The sequence below is a fragment of the Corynebacterium tuberculostearicum genome, from assembly GCF_016894265.1.
Classification (GTDB): domain Bacteria; phylum Actinomycetota; class Actinomycetes; order Mycobacteriales; family Mycobacteriaceae; genus Corynebacterium; species Corynebacterium tuberculostearicum_D.
Map to the genome: position 1 here is coordinate 2,213,843 of NZ_CP069791.1, position 13,640 is coordinate 2,227,482.

The window sequence follows — 13,640 nt, forward strand, 5'->3', positions numbered from 1 at the left end:
CCCTCGCCTTAAACTGGCCTCATGTCTGAAGTAACGAAGCAATACGCCGTATATCTCACCCGCCTCGATATCGCCGTATACCGAGCTACCAATTCCGCCGGAGCCAGCATTGAGTTTGGCAGTGGCGAGGGGCTTCTCTCCCCTGTTGAGCTTTTGCTAGCTGCCGTCGCGGCGTGTTCGGCGGTGGACGTGGATGTGGTGACATCTCGGCGCGCGGAGCCGGAATCTTTTGATGTGTATGTGGAAGGTGACCGCGTAAGCGAAGATGGAGCAGCGCGTCTGTCGGAGGTGCGAGTGGGCTTCGACCTTTCGTTCCCAGATACGCAAGAGGGCAACCAAGCGCGCAAACTGGTGGACAACCTGATTCGCATCTCCCACGAGAAGGACTGCACGGTATCGCGCACGGTTGAGAATCCCACGCGGGTGAAGTTCAGCAACGACTCGAAATAGTTCCCCGGTGTAAATGCGCGACATGCGGTTTCGCTCCGGGGATGCCCCAAAACCTCCTGCTATGGTGCAATTGTTAACTATTGTGACAAATGTGATTACTGCAGGAGCTCAACATGTCACCGTCTTTCTCCCGTCGCGGTCTTTTTAAGATCGGCGCTCTCGCCCTAACCGCAGGTGCTATCGGCGCTGCCGCACCGAATGCAGCGGCACTCGGACCGGTGCGCGGCACCATCATTGATTTCTCCGCCGGCGTACCTTCCCCGCAGGCAATTAAGAATGCCGGCCACATGGGCGCGATTCGCTACGTCTCCGACAAGCGCCCCGGCGCTGCGTGGATGACCGGCAAGCCGGTAACCCTCAAAGAAACTAAGGCCAATGCAGCAGCAGACCTGCCCACGGCGTCGGTCTACCAATTCGGCCGTGCGGAAACCGCCGATTGGAAGCAGGGCGCAGCTGGTGCAGCAATACACGCACCGAAGGCGATTGCGTTGCACAAGAAGGCAGGCGGCCCCACCAACCGTCCGATTTACATCGCGATCGACGATAACCCCACCCGGGAGCAGTATACCCGCCAAATCCGCCCCTACCTGCAGGCGTTTTCCAAGACGCTAGAGCTGGCCGGTTACCAGACGGGCATCTACGGCAACTACAGCACTATTGAGTGGGCGATCCAGGATGGCATCGGCAAGTACTTCTGGATGCATGACTGGGGTTCCAACGGCAAGATTCACCCGCGCACCACTATCCACCAGCTGCCGCACGGCAAGCAGCAGACCATTGGCGGCGTCATCGTTGACGTCAATGAGGTCTACGCCGAAGACTGGGGCCAGTGGACGCCCGGCGAGTCCGCGGCACCTGCACCGGCAAAGAAGCCGACCACCAAGAAGCCACAGCCAAAGCCGCAGCCGCAGACCAAGGCCCCGAGCAATGGCTCGTCCGACTTGGTCAATCAGCTCAGCTCGCAACTACAGAGCAAGCACCCAGAGCTACCAGAACTTCCGCAGGTCACCGCCAATGGCGTGACCTATAATGGCAAGACGTTGAGCAACGAACAGATTCGTCAGCTAGCGAAGATCGTCGCAGAGACAGTCTCTAAGGCGCGGTAGTACTACTTCTTAGAGGGCTCGGAGGTTTTCTCCGAGCCCTTCTTTTTGTCTGCGGACTTCTTCTTGGACGTGGTGGATTCGCTGGTGGGCTCTTCGGACGAGGACTTATCCTTCTCGCCCTTGTCGGATTTCTCGTCCTTGTCCTTCTTAGTGGAGGAGGTAGTAGAAGTCTCCGAGGTGGAAGTCTCAACCGGTGGGACGTCCTCGCCGTCTTTGTACTTGAGGAAGCGCTCGGTGGCCTTGCCCAGATTCTTACCCGTCACCTCGTCCTTGACGTAGTCGGTGAGGTCATCGGATGAGCCGGTGATAGAGGCGGCCGCGACGAAGTTCTCGCCAAAGGAGACCGAGGAGTTGATGGACTTGTCATTGGACCAGCCCCACTTGCTGCCTACCACGTTAGAAAGCTTGGCGGTGCCGTAATCCTGGCGGTAGCCATCCTCAGAGATGGGATCGGCATGCGCCATGGCTACAAGCACTGGGTGGGTTTCATCGCGGTCGATGAGCTGCGAGATGAAGCTGGCGACGTCATACGTGGAGGTTTGCGAGTAGCCCCACTGCTCGCCGGCCTTGGTGGATTCGAGATTGAATTCATCCGCAATCGTGTCGATGGAATCCGGGTACTTGTCAAAGAGGTCTTCGGCGGACTTATCAGAGGAGCTAGCGATCATATCCAGCGCCTCGTATTTATCCTCGTACTCGCCCTTTTCCATCACGTAGGTGGCGATATAGAGCTTGATGAGGCTTAGCGCCGGGCGGGCTTCGTGCTCCGAGGCAGAGCCCATGTGCATGCCATCGTGCAGGCGGATATAGGTAATTGAATGTCCCTCATCGCCCTCGAGGAACTCATTGGTTTCCGGTGGGACGTCGCGGTTGGTGTCTGTTGCTTTTAAGGGGGCGTCGGCAAGCGCATCGCTTTCGCGCTCGCTATTGCTGCACGCGGTGGTGGTCAAGGCGAGCATGCATACGGCCAAAGCGGCACCAGCCTTAACTGATGCCGCCTTGCGGGTCACGGACGTTCTAAGCACGTCCAACCACATTACCGGGTGTGTGCACTTTTCAAGCAATTAATGCTGCACGGGTGCCTCCACGCCCACGCCGGTAAGGGAGCGAACTTCCATCTCTGCGGAAAGCTCCTCAAAGTTGTCCGGTTTGGTCATGATGGAGACCAGCCAGCCGACGAAGAAGGATAGCGGAATGGAGACCAAGCCCGGCGAGGAAAGCGGGAAGATGGCCCAGTCCGCACCTGGGAACATGGAGCTCTCAGAACCGGAGACTGCCGGGGAGAAGAAGATAAGCACCAGGCAGGACACCACGCCGGTATACATGGAAGCCACCGCGCCCGCGGTGTTGAAGCGGCGCCAGTACAGGGAGTACAGGATGGTCGGCAGGTTGGCGGAGGCCGCCACCGCAAACGCCAGGGAGACCAGGAAGGCCACGTTCTGGGTCATGGCCAGGATGCCCAAGATGATGGAAACGATGCCAAGAACCACCACGGTGGCCTGGGAGACGCGGACCTGCTCGGCCTCGGTGGACTCGCCGTTACGGATGACCGCGTGGTAGATATCGTGCGCAATGGACGCCGAGGCGGTAATGGCCAGGCCGGCCACCACGGCGAGCACGGTAGCGAAGGCCACGGCAGAAATAATCGCCATGAAGATGGAGCCGCCAATCTCCATTGCGAGTAGCGGCACCGCGGCATTGGCCCCGCCCGGCGCGGCCAGGATACGGTCCGGCCCCACCAGCGCAGCTGCGCCGTAGCCCAGAACCAGGGTCATGAGGTAGAAGGCACCGATGATGACGATCGCCCAGGTAACGGACCGGCGCGCCTCAGTGGCGGTGGGCACGGTGTAGAAGCGCATCAGCACGTGCGGCAGGCCGCCCACGCCGAGTACCAGGGAAATGCCCAGGGAGATAAAGTCCAGCTTGGTGGCGGTGGTGGCGCCGTACTTCAGGCCAGGGGCCATGATGTCCTTGGCCTCGTAGCCCTTCTCCTTAATCTGCTCGGAGGCGGCGTGCATGTCGATGGCGTTATTAAACAGGGTGCTAAATCCGCCGCGCAGGGCAATGAAGACCAAGAAACACATGATGACCACGCCGGCGACCAGAAGCACGGCCTTAATCATCTGCACGTAGGTGGTGCCCTTCATGCCGCCGACCAGGACGTAGACGATCATGAGCACACCCACGATGCCCACGACGAGGGCCTGCCACTTGAAGTCGTGGATATCCAACAGCACGGCCACCAGCGAGCCGGCGCCGGCCATCTGCGCGATGAGGTAGAAGAGCGTGACGAAGAGGGTGGCGATGGACGCCGCCACGCGCACGGGCTTTTGCTTCAGGCGGAAGGATAGGACGTCCGCCATGGTAAAGCGGCCGACGTTACGCATGGGCTCGGCGACGAGCATGAGTGCTACCAGCCAGGCGACGAAGAAGCCCACCGAGTACAAGAAGCCGTCGTAGCCATTGAGCGCCACCGCGCCGACGATGCCGAGGAAGGATGCGGCGGAGAGGTAGTCACCGGAGATGGCCAGGCCGTTCTGGCGTCCGGAGAAGCTGCCGCCGCCGGTGTAGAAGTCCGAGGCTTCCTTGGTGGTTTTACCGGCGCGCAGCACCACCGCCATGGTGACGATAAGGAAGATGGCGAAGATGGAAATATTCAGGATGGGGTTGCCGGCGGAAGACTCGGCGGCAAGGGTGGTGGTAGTCATTAGATGCCCTCCAGTTCTTCACGGATGGCGGCCGACTTCGGCTCGATATTCTTATTGGCGTACTTCACGTAAATCCACGTGATGATGAAGGTGGTGAGGAACTGGGCAAGGCCGAAGACTAGGCCGATGTTCCAGCCGCCGCCGAGCTCGGTTGCCATGAAGCCTGGGGCAAACACGGCGGCAAGAACGTAGACCACGTACCACACGAAGAAGGCCACGGTCATAGGGAAGGTAAAACTCCGGTAGGTGCGGCGCAGCTCGCCGAATTTGGCGGAGTCGCGCATCGCGATGAACTCGCTACCGGTGGGTTCACGGCGCGAGACAGGAGTTGCAGCTACGTCACTCATAGAGCATCGTCTCCTTGGGTGAGAGGAACTTAGGTCACACGAGATAGTGTGTCACTTCTCACTATCCACGTTGATCTGTAAGCTACAGAACATTTTCTGCAAGGTTGTAAACTCTGCCAAGAAAACCTTCCACTCCCCCACCCTTTTAACCCCATAGGCTTCACTGAACTGGAATAACATCTTTAGCAAACTACCCCCGAGGGAAGAATTTTTTAACCCCTTGTAAAGATTGTTAACAACCGCTTGGCAAAAGAAAAAGCCCCCGTGAGGGGGCTTAAACTGCGGTTGACGTTACTCTTCGTTGCCCGGGAATTCGCGCGGGTCATTGAACATGCGGCCAAAGCCCTCCTGGCCCTCAAGGGCGTCGATGGCGGATACTTCCTCTGCCGTGAGCTCCAGCTCGGTGGCGGCCAAGTTTTCCTTCAGCCGCTCGGTGCGCGCGGACTTCGGAATGACGGAGATGCCCTTAGACATAAGGTACGACAGTACTACCTGTCCCTCGGTGGCCTCGTGGTCAGCCGCAGCCTGCTCGATTGCGGGGTTATTGAGCACAACGCCACGTGCCAGCGGGGCCCATGCCTCGGTGACGATGTCATTATCGTGATGGAAGGCACGCAGGCTGGACTGAGTAAAGCCCGGGTGGATCTCCACCTGGTTGAGCACCGGAGAAATGCCGGTGGTAGAAATCAGGTCCTTGAGCACGTCCTCGTAGAAATTGGCCACACCGATGGACGCAATCTGACCCATACCCTGCAGGCGGGCGATAGCCTCAAAAGTCTCGTTGTACAGGCCACCCTGCGGCCACGGCCAGTGGATAAGATACAGGTCGAGGTAGTCCAGCTGCAGATCCTTAAGCGACTGCTGGAATGCCTCTTCCACCTTGTGCTCACCCTGGTGGGAGTGCCACACCTTGGAGGTAATAAAGAGCTCATCGCGGGTGACGTCGCCGGCATCCATTGCCTGCTTCAGGGCGGTGCCTACCGCCTCTTCATTCTTGTAGAGCGTGGCGGTATCGAAGTGGCGGTAGCCCAAATCGATGGCCTCGCGGATGACGCGGATGCATTCCTCGTCATATAGCTTGTACGTACCCAAGCCCAGCTGGGGCATTTCGCGGTCATCATTGAAAGTTACGGTTGGCACAGTCATGCCCTCCATTGTGCCGCAGTTTTTCTGACCGCGCCGAAAACGACGAAACCCCAGGGCGAACCCTGGAGCTAAGCGCTTTTAGTCGGCGCGGATGAGGTCAATAATAAAGACCAAGGTGCGGCCGGACAGCGGGTGCGCGCCACCGGCGGGGCCGTAGGCCTTTTCCGGCGGAATGATGAGCTTGCGGCGACCGCCCACCTTCATTCCCGGAATGCCCTCTTGCCAGCCGGCGATGAGACCGGTCAGCGGGAACTCGATGGACTGGCCACGGTCCCACGAGGAATCGAATTCTTGGTTGGTCTCGTATTCAGCGCCGACGTAGTGGACCTCCACTACGGCACCAGGCTGCGCCTCAGCACCGTCGCCGACGACGATGTCTTCTACAACAAGGTCGGTCGGCGCTGGGCCAGACTGGGCTTCAATAACAGGCTTATCCATGGGGATTATTCTCCTTGGGAAATCTAGTTTGTTCGTGCGGTCGCATTAAAAACCGAACCGAGCTGCACCTATTATAGGTGCTACCACCCGATTCGGCTTAATTAGGCTGACCGCGGAGCGCTTTAACGCTCGCTACGCGGGGTGACCTTACGCAGGGACTCGCCGGTGTAAATCTGGCGCGGACGGTTGATCTTGGTGTTGATCTCCAGCTGCTCGCGGTACTGTGCAATCCAGCCCGGCAGGCGGCCGATGGCGAAGAGGACGGTAAAGAAGTCCGTCGGGAAGCCCATGGCGCGGTAGATCAGGCCGGTGTAGAAGTCCACGTTCGGGTAGAGCTTGCGGGAGACGAAGTAGTCGTCATTCAGCGCAATATCTTCCAGCTTCATGGCCAGATCCAGCATTGGGTCGCCGCCCAGGTGCTCAATGATCTCGTGCGCGGTCTCCTTAACGATGGCCGCGCGTGGGTCGTAGTTCTTGTACACGCGGTGACCAAAGCCCATGAGGCGAACGCCCTTTTCCTTATTCTTCACGCGGTTCATGAAGTCGGTAGCGTCACCATCGTGGTTGTTCTGGATATCTTCCAGCATCTCCAGAACTGCCTGGTTTGCGCCGCCGTGCAGCGGACCGGACAGGGCGTTAATGCCGCCGGCGATGGAGACGAACATATTGGCCTGAGCGGAACCAATCATGCGCACGGTGGAGGTGGAGCAGTTCTGCTCGTGGTCAGCGTGCAGAATGAGCAGCTTATCCAGCGCCTTAGCTACAACCGGGTCCACCTCGTACTCCTCGGTGGGGTAACCGAACATCATGCGCAGGAAGTTCTCGCGGGCGTTCAGGCTATTGTCCGGGTACATATAAGGCTTGCCCTGAGACGCGCGGTAAGCATACGCAGCCAGCATTGGAACCTTAGCCAGCAGGCGGACGGTGGCCTTATCCAGCTGCTCCGGGTCCAGCGGGTTGAGCTGGTCCTGGTAGTACGCGGAAAGAATGTTAAGGGAGGAAGCCAGCACGGCCATTGGGTGCGCGTTGCGCGGGAAGATATTGAACGCGGCCTTGAAGTCCTCATCCAACAGGGTGTGGTGGCGGATTTCGCGGTTAAAGTGGCTGAGCTCTTCCTCGTTTGGCAGATGACCCTTGATCAGCAGATAGGAAACCTCGTTAAAGGAAGCGTTTTCCGCCAGGTCCGCGATATCGTAACCGCGGTGGCGCAGGATGCCCTCTTCACCGTTAATGAAGGTGATCTTGGACTCGGTGGAACCGGTGGAGGTATAACCAGGGTCGAAGGTAACGAGCCCGGTCTCGTTACGGAGCTTGGAAATGTCAAAGCCGGAGTCGCCCTCGGTGGACTGCTTGATGTCCATCTCGTACTCGCCGCCTGGGTACTGGAGCACTACCTTGTTGTCTTCAGAAGCCACGGAAGTTCCTTTCTCTATGTGAAGAGTCACTATTAAGCACTAACTTAAGGAAGCTAGCTTGATACCTCTTCACACTTTAGCAAACTTTGTGACGCCGCCAACAGGATTTGGCCGACTAAAATAACTGCCGTTCGACCGGAACTGTTCTACACTGACTTGCATGAGTACACCCGAACTTACGCTGCCTGCCGACCTCCTGCCTGCCGACGGCCGCTTTGGCTGCGGCCCCTCCAAGGTTCGCCCCGCCCAGCTTGCGGCCATTGACCCCGCGATCATGGGCACCTCTCACCGCCAGCCGGCAGTAAAGAACCTCGTAGGTTCGGTGCGGGAAGGCTTAAGCGATCTCTTCTCCCTACCAGAGGGCTACGAGATTATCCTTTCCCTAGGCGGCGCCACCGCCTTCTGGGATGCTGCCACCTTCGGACTCATCGAGCGCCACTCCGCCCACCTCACCTTTGGTGAGTTTTCCACTAAATTTGCCAAGGCCGCTGCGGGTGCACCCTGGCTCGATGCCCCCTCCATCGTGGAGTCCCCCGCGGGCACCGCGCCCGACCCACGCGAACTTTCTGCAGAGGCGGACGTCGTCGCTTGGGCACACAATGAAACCTCCACCAGCGCGATGGCAGAAGTCACCCGCCCGCACCCCCGCAATGATCAGCAGCTGGTGGTCGTGGACGCCACCTCCGGCGCGGGCGGCCTGCCCGTGCACATATCCGATACGGACGTCTATTACTTCTCGCCGCAAAAGTGCTTTGCTTCCGACGGCGGCCTGTGGCTCGCCGCCATGTCCCCCGCCGCGCTGGAGCGGATTGAGAAAATCAACGCCTCCGAGCGCTATATCCCCAACTTCCTCAACCTGCAGACCGCGGTAGAGAACTCGCGCAAGAACCAGACTTATAACACCCCGGCAATCGCTACCCTGCTCATGCTGAATAACCAGGTCCAGTGGATGAATGCCAACGGCGGCCTGGACGGCATGGTTGAGCGCACTACCGAATCCTCCACCACGCTGTATCGCTGGGCCGAATCCCGCCCGGAGGCCACTCCCTTCGTCGCGGAGCCTGCGTCCCGCTCGCTCGTGGTAGGCACCATCGACTTCGCAGAGTCCGTCGATGCCGCAGCGCTCGCCGCTACCCTGCGCGCCAACGGCATCCTGGACGTGGAGCCGTACCGCAAGCTGGGTCGCAACCAACTGCGCATCGGCATGTTCCCGGCCATCGATCCGGCCGATATCGCCAAGCTGACCCAATGCATCGACTACGTCTTGGATGCGAAATAACGCATCTCACCCAACATGCCCCGCCGCCTCGCAGGCCGCGGGGCATTTTCACGTTATAGTTGAATGCATCACAGATATGTCCGCCGTCGATAGGCAAAAGGAGCGCCCTATTATGCGCGAGCTGTTCCCAGTTGACAGCGAGTCGACCGAAACCTCTTTGGTGCTGCGCACCGAAGACGGCGAAGAGTTTTTCCTCTCCATCACCGATGAGCTGCGTGAGGCCCTGCAGGGCGAGCAGGAGGAAACCCCGGAAGAGGAACCGGCGGCTCCGGCCATCAGCCTGGCCAAGCCCACCAAACCGGAACCGGTGGAAGAGATAAAGGTCCGCCCGGCGGAGATCCAAAACCGCATCCGCGCCGGCGCCTCTGCGGCGGAGCTGGCGGAAGAAATGGGCGTGACCGAATCTCGCATCGAGCCCTTCGCCTACCCGGTCATGCTAGAGCGCAACCGCATCGCGGAGATTGCCAAGCAGGCCCACCCTGTCCGCGAGGACGGGCCGGCAAAGCTCACCTTGTGGGAGGTTCTGGCCACCGCCTTTGCCGCCCGTGGACACTCGCTCTCCGAGTCCACCTGGGACGCCTACCGCCACCAGGGCGAGTCCTGGATCGTGCGCGTCACGTGGAAGGCCGGCCTGTCCGAGAACGAGGCCGAGTGGTACTTCAAGCAGTCCATGTCCTCGCCTGCCACGGTGGAGGCGCGTAACTCAGTGGCCGCGGACCTGACGGACCCGGATTTCGTGCAGCCGGTGCGCTCGCTGACCTCGCTGGGCAGCGGCCGCTATGACGAAGCTATCGATGGCGACCAGCCCAGCAACGTCACGGACCTCACCGCGCCGACCACCCCTCCGGAAGAGCCGGAGGAAGAGGAGTTCTTGCAAAACCCCTCGCCAGAAGAAAAGCCCACCAAGCGCCGCCGCAAGGCCGTCACCCCACATTGGGAGGACGTGCTGCTCGGCGTTCGCTCCAATACCAAGCGCCCTAGGGACTAATCGTGGACATCTCTCACGCAGTACTTACTCTCTGGTACATCTCTCAGCCCAATGCGGAAGAGGTGTTGAAGACCGAGCCCAAGGCGGATCGCGGCTTTGGGCGGAAATTCCTCGCCCAGCTGGATCCGACCTTCCCGGTCACGCCGATTGGGCAATTCCCGCTCAACCGCTCCGCACAAACGGACCCGAACGAGTACTACATCGGCGGCTACCCCGGCATCACCGTGGTGCAAACGGTCTGCGAGGGGGATTCTGTTCTTCTGTCCCAGCTGCCGGACACGCTCCTTAATGCGGTGCCCGCCCAGCGCGTCATTGCGCTGGCGAGCAACGAGAAAGAAGGCTACGCCGGCTTTGCCCTGTGGGAGGGCGGCGATCTCAAGCGTTGCCTGTGCGCTACCCGCGAGCACCTCTACGAGGACACCGGCCTGCCCGAGCCCTTCGAGGCGCCCTACTGGGCAGGCGAAAAGTATGAGCCGCTGGGCGGAATCTCCCTGCCTTTCGAGCCGCAGGGCATCATGGAAGCAGCCCAGGAGTACTGGCTCGACATCGAGGTCGGTCACGATGGCCCGGACCTAGACGTTGTGGGCTACGCGGTCGACGGCCGCCCAGAGCCAAAGATCGACCCGCCGAAGCCCAAGCGCACCGTGGGGGAACTAGCCGCGCAGTCGGCCAATAAGCTGGGCCTGAACGACTATGACGACTACGAGGACCACAGCGCCGAGCCGGAATCCACCGGCGAGGAAATCATCTCCACCGCCAAGCACTTGGGCTCGCTCATTGGCAATTGGAGCGCTCAGACGTTTAAGTCGCTCAAGGAGCGCTGGCGCTCATAAAAGGAAATGGCGGCGGCGGTCGCCACATTAAGAGAATCGGTGCCAGGGGCCATCGGTATGCGTGCGCGTATATCGGTGGCCTTCATTGCGTGTTCGGTAAGCCCGGGGCCCTCCGCGCCGACGAGCATCGCCACCTTATCCAGGCCATGCATGGCCTCGGCCAAGTGCACCGCTTCGGGGTTGGGGGTTAGGGAAATGAGGGTAAAGGAGGCGTCGGCAAGCGCCTGCAAGGAACGCTGCCAGGTAGTAAACCCGCCTTCTAAATGGGCAAAGGGCAAGCGCAGCACGTGCCCCATGGACACGCGCACCGAGCGCCGGTAGAGCGGATCCGCCGCACCGGAGCCGAGCAACACCGCGTCTACCCCCATGCCGGCGGCATGGCGGAAAATTGCGCCGATATTTTCATGATCGCCCACGCCCTCGAGCACGGCGATGGTCTGGGCGGAGTCCACGATCTCGCTCACCTCCGGCTCAGGGGCGCGGTCCGCAGCGGCGACCAGCCCGCGGTGCATATCGAAACCGGCCACCTCCGCTAGGGTCTCGCGAGAGACCTCGTAGATGGGGCATTCCGGCTCGCCATACTCAGAAATATAGGCCTCCACTTTCTTGGGAAAACCCACGAGGCAGCGCATGGGGAACCGGGATTCGGCCAGCCGGGAGACCACCAGCGGGCCCTCAGCAATGACGAGACCCTCGCCGGACCTATCGGATTTGTTGAGGTTCCGAATATCGTCCAGGCGAGGGTCTGCGGGGTCAGTAATCAGCATGCCCTTAGGCTAGCCGATGGCATTGGAAATCGGATCCATGCCAAAGAAAATCACGAAGAGGCCTGCCAAGAGCCACATGATCCAGTGCACGTCCTTGGCCTTGCCGGCGAAAGTGGACATGAGCGCGAAGGAGATGAAGCCCACGCCGATGCCGTTGGCAATGGAATAGGTAAACGGCATGGTCACAATGGTCAGGAAGGCGGGGATGGCGATCTCCATCTTGGTCCAGCGGATCTCGGTCAGCTGCGCGGCCATCATTACGCCGACGATGACCAAAACCGGAGAGGCGGCCTCGATGGGCACGATTTCATACAGCGGCGTCAAGAACATCGCGGCGAGGAACAGCACGCCGGTCATGAGGTTGGCCAGGCCGGTGCGGGCGCCATCGGCAATGCCGGCGGAGGAATCCGCAAAGACGGTATTGGAAGAAGCAGAGCCCAGGCCGCCGGCCACGGCGCCGAAGCCCTCGACGACGAGGACCTTTTTCATATCGGGGAGGTTTCCGTCGGCGTCGACAAGCTTGCCCTGCTTGCCCAAACCGGTCATGGTGCCCATCGCATCAAAGAAGTTGGTGAGCAACAGGGTAAAAATCAGCAGGATGGTGGAGACCACGCCGATCTTGGTAAAGGCGCCCACCAGGTTCACATCGCCCACGATGGACAGATCCGGAATGCCGCCGAGCGCCTCCGGCTTCACGGGCGCGGCCATGCCCCAGTCCTCGGAGCCGGTAAACGCCTGGATAATAAACGCGATGATGGTGGTAAGCACGATGGCGATAAAAAGCCCGCCCGGCACGTTCCGGATGACCATGAAGGAACAGATAATGAGGCCGATGACAAAGACCAGCGCCGGCCAGGTAGAAATCGAACCATTGACGCCCAGGCCCACCGGCACGGTGGTGTGCGCGGCGTCCGGCACGCGGGTAACAAAGCCACCATCTACGAGGCCGATCATGGCGATGAACATGCCGATGCCCACGCCCATCGCCGCCTTCATGGACTGCGGGATGGCGTCAAAGACGGCGGTGCGGAAACCAGAGATGGCCAGCAGGACGATGATGATGCCCTCGATGACCACTAGGCCCATGGATTCCTGCCAGGTCAGCCCACTGGTGGCGACCATGCTCACGCCCACGAAGGTATTCATGCCCAAGCCGGCGGCCATGGCGAAGGGATACTTGGCAATGGCGCCGAAGAGGATGGACATGACGCCGGCGACCAGGGCGGTGGCGGCAGCGACCTGCGGCACGCCCAGCGCGTAGCCTTCCGCGTCCTCGGTAGTACCGAGGATGAGCGGGTTCAAGAGGATGATATAGGCCATGGCGAAGAACGAGACCGTTCCCGCGCGTAGCTCGGTTCCGATGGAGGAACCACGTTCAGAGATATGGAAATAGCGATCGAGAGTGGCTTTCAACGCCTGCGCCTTTCACGTACAGCGAGTCTTACGCCATAAGTGTGCTGCCTTAATCCTCGATTTCAAAATCCTGGAAGATGGGCTTTTCATCATCGAAGGCCACTTCCGGGTTCTTTTCTTCCCGCACGCGCGTCTGCGAATGCGCACCGCAGCCATAGCGCGAGTGCACCACCCGGCCGTCCGCCGAGTACTCATTGGCGCAGACGCCATAGTTGTCCAACAGCTGCACATAAAACGCACAGGTGCGGCATTGCAGGCGCGCCTTGGCCGCCATATCCGTATTCGGGCCGAACTCGGTGCGCCAGCGCTTCTTGGCATCTTCCAGGCCGGATTTAGACAAAGTTTCCCCGTCCAGGCGGGAATCATCCACGGCCGGTGGCATCAGGTCTCCGGGGCCAAGGTCACCGGGGCGCACACGGTCCTCATAGGGCACCCATTCCGGCGGCTGCAGGGCCTCCCCTCCCGGCACCAGCGCCACCTCATTGACGGTGACGTAGCGCGATCCCTCTGCGCAGGCGAGCACCGCCTGCCATTCCCAGCCAGGGTAGCCAGGCATTTCTGCTTCAAATCGGTGGGTAGCAACGTTTCGGCCCATCCCGGCGACGCCGATATGCTTGCCGACGCCCCCTTCCCCCACCTCATCCAACGCCTCGCGCGCGATGCGCACGGCGCGGGAATCGATCAACGGATTTGCTTTTCGCTTACTCACGCCCCTCATTATTCATTATGGAGCGCACGCGGTGGTACATA

At 60.3% G+C, this 13,640-nt stretch carries 14 protein-coding genes; 5 read left to right on the forward strand and 9 right to left on the reverse strand.

From position 1 onward, the window contains the following. Nucleotides 1-21: 21 nt before the first annotated feature. Together I6J28_RS10580 and I6J28_RS10585 are read left to right on the forward strand one after the other, a co-directional pair. Entirely contained in the window at nt 22-450 is a 429-nt protein-coding gene (locus I6J28_RS10580) for an OsmC family protein (RefSeq protein WP_204609828.1), read from the forward strand. Between the two features lie 113 nt (nt 451-563). Next, on the forward strand, nt 564-1,556 hold the full coding sequence (locus I6J28_RS10585; RefSeq protein WP_204609830.1) for a DUF1906 domain-containing protein: 993 nt from the start codon (nt 564-566) through the stop codon (nt 1,554-1,556). Between the two features lie 2 nt (nt 1,557-1,558). Here I6J28_RS10585 and I6J28_RS10590 read toward each other — a convergent pair whose 3' ends face one another. The 6 genes from I6J28_RS10590 to I6J28_RS10615 form a co-directional block, all read right to left on the reverse strand. Next, entirely contained in the window at nt 1,559-2,593 is a 1,035-nt protein-coding gene (locus tag I6J28_RS10590) for a hypothetical protein (RefSeq protein ID WP_204609832.1), read from the reverse strand. A 27-nt stretch (nt 2,594-2,620) separates the two neighbouring features. Beyond that, nucleotides 2,621-4,264 carry a solute symporter family protein gene (locus I6J28_RS10595; RefSeq protein WP_204609834.1) on the reverse strand — a complete coding sequence of 548 codons (1,644 nt, stop codon included), beginning with the start codon at nt 4,262-4,264 and terminating at the stop codon, nt 2,621-2,623. Next, complete coding sequence (locus I6J28_RS10600) at nt 4,264-4,611, reverse strand: DUF485 domain-containing protein (RefSeq protein ID WP_005328356.1); 348 nt, start codon at nt 4,609-4,611, stop codon at nt 4,264-4,266. Before I6J28_RS10600 ends, I6J28_RS10595 begins: the two co-directional genes overlap by 1 nt. 291 nt (nt 4,612-4,902) lie before the next feature. Then, on the reverse strand, nt 4,903-5,766 hold the full coding sequence (locus I6J28_RS10605) for an aldo/keto reductase (protein WP_204609836.1): 864 nt from the start codon (nt 5,764-5,766) through the stop codon (nt 4,903-4,905). A gap of 69 nt (nt 5,767-5,835) precedes the next feature. Then, entirely contained in the window at nt 5,836-6,195 is a 360-nt protein-coding gene (locus I6J28_RS10610) for an FKBP-type peptidyl-prolyl cis-trans isomerase (RefSeq protein ID WP_005323855.1), read from the reverse strand. Between the two features lie 122 nt (nt 6,196-6,317). Continuing rightward, nucleotides 6,318-7,610: a citrate synthase gene (locus I6J28_RS10615; RefSeq protein WP_204609838.1), complete on the reverse strand. Its 1,293-nt coding sequence runs from the start codon at nt 7,608-7,610 to the stop codon at nt 6,318-6,320. 160 nt (nt 7,611-7,770) lie between these two features. Here I6J28_RS10615 and serC point away from each other — a divergent pair, with 160 nt between their 5' ends. The 3 genes from serC (at nt 7,771) to I6J28_RS10630 (ending at nt 10,710) form a co-directional block, all read left to right on the forward strand. Then, nucleotides 7,771-8,889 carry a phosphoserine transaminase gene (serC, locus tag I6J28_RS10620; protein ID WP_204609840.1) on the forward strand — a complete coding sequence of 373 codons (1,119 nt, stop codon included), beginning with the start codon at nt 7,771-7,773 and terminating at the stop codon, nt 8,887-8,889. A gap of 112 nt (nt 8,890-9,001) precedes the next feature. Further along, complete coding sequence (gene sepH / locus I6J28_RS10625; protein WP_204609842.1) at nt 9,002-9,877, forward strand: septation protein SepH; 876 nt, start codon at nt 9,002-9,004, stop codon at nt 9,875-9,877. 2 nt (nt 9,878-9,879) lie between these two features. Then, nucleotides 9,880-10,710 (forward strand): DUF6928 family protein, encoded by an 831-nt coding sequence (locus tag I6J28_RS10630; protein WP_179386196.1) that lies wholly within the window; start codon nt 9,880-9,882, stop codon nt 10,708-10,710. On the opposite strand, the gene I6J28_RS10635 is transcribed toward I6J28_RS10630, so the two are convergent. From I6J28_RS10635 to I6J28_RS10645, 3 genes are read right to left on the reverse strand one after another with little or no spacing between them, the layout of a single operon-like run. Continuing rightward, on the reverse strand, nt 10,671-11,477 hold the full coding sequence (locus tag I6J28_RS10635; RefSeq protein ID WP_204609844.1) for a TrmH family RNA methyltransferase: 807 nt from the start codon (nt 11,475-11,477) through the stop codon (nt 10,671-10,673). The two genes, I6J28_RS10630 and I6J28_RS10635, sit on opposite strands and share 40 nt — an antisense overlap. Nucleotides 11,478-11,486: 9 nt before the next feature. Further along, on the reverse strand, nt 11,487-12,890 hold the full coding sequence (locus I6J28_RS10640; RefSeq protein ID WP_204609846.1) for an NCS2 family permease: 1,404 nt from the start codon (nt 12,888-12,890) through the stop codon (nt 11,487-11,489). Between the two features lie 49 nt (nt 12,891-12,939). Continuing rightward, nucleotides 12,940-13,608 (reverse strand): DUF3027 domain-containing protein, encoded by a 669-nt coding sequence (locus tag I6J28_RS10645; RefSeq protein WP_204609848.1) that lies wholly within the window; start codon nt 13,606-13,608, stop codon nt 12,940-12,942. Nucleotides 13,609-13,640: the final 32 nt, after the last annotated feature.

Coding starts and splice junctions, on each gene's coding strand:
- I6J28_RS10580 (WP_204609828.1), top strand. CDS start 22: ATGTCTGAAGTAACGAAGCAATACGCCGTATATCTCACCCGCCTCGAT.
- I6J28_RS10585 (WP_204609830.1), top strand. CDS start 564: ATGTCACCGTCTTTCTCCCGTCGCGGTCTTTTTAAGATCGGCGCTCTC.
- I6J28_RS10590 (WP_204609832.1), bottom strand. CDS start 2,593: ATGTGGTTGGACGTGCTTAGAACGTCCGTGACCCGCAAGGCGGCATCA.
- I6J28_RS10595 (WP_204609834.1), bottom strand. CDS start 4,264: ATGACTACCACCACCCTTGCCGCCGAGTCTTCCGCCGGCAACCCCATC.
- I6J28_RS10600 (WP_005328356.1), bottom strand. CDS start 4,611: ATGAGTGACGTAGCTGCAACTCCTGTCTCGCGCCGTGAACCCACCGGT.
- I6J28_RS10605 (WP_204609836.1), bottom strand. CDS start 5,766: ATGGAGGGCATGACTGTGCCAACCGTAACTTTCAATGATGACCGCGAA.
- I6J28_RS10610 (WP_005323855.1), bottom strand. CDS start 6,195: ATGGATAAGCCTGTTATTGAAGCCCAGTCTGGCCCAGCGCCGACCGAC.
- serC (WP_204609840.1), top strand. CDS start 7,771: ATGAGTACACCCGAACTTACGCTGCCTGCCGACCTCCTGCCTGCCGAC.
- sepH (WP_204609842.1), top strand. CDS start 9,002: ATGCGCGAGCTGTTCCCAGTTGACAGCGAGTCGACCGAAACCTCTTTG.
- I6J28_RS10635 (WP_204609844.1), bottom strand. CDS start 11,477: ATGCTGATTACTGACCCCGCAGACCCTCGCCTGGACGATATTCGGAAC.
- I6J28_RS10645 (WP_204609848.1), bottom strand. CDS start 13,608: ATGAGGGGCGTGAGTAAGCGAAAAGCAAATCCGTTGATCGATTCCCGC.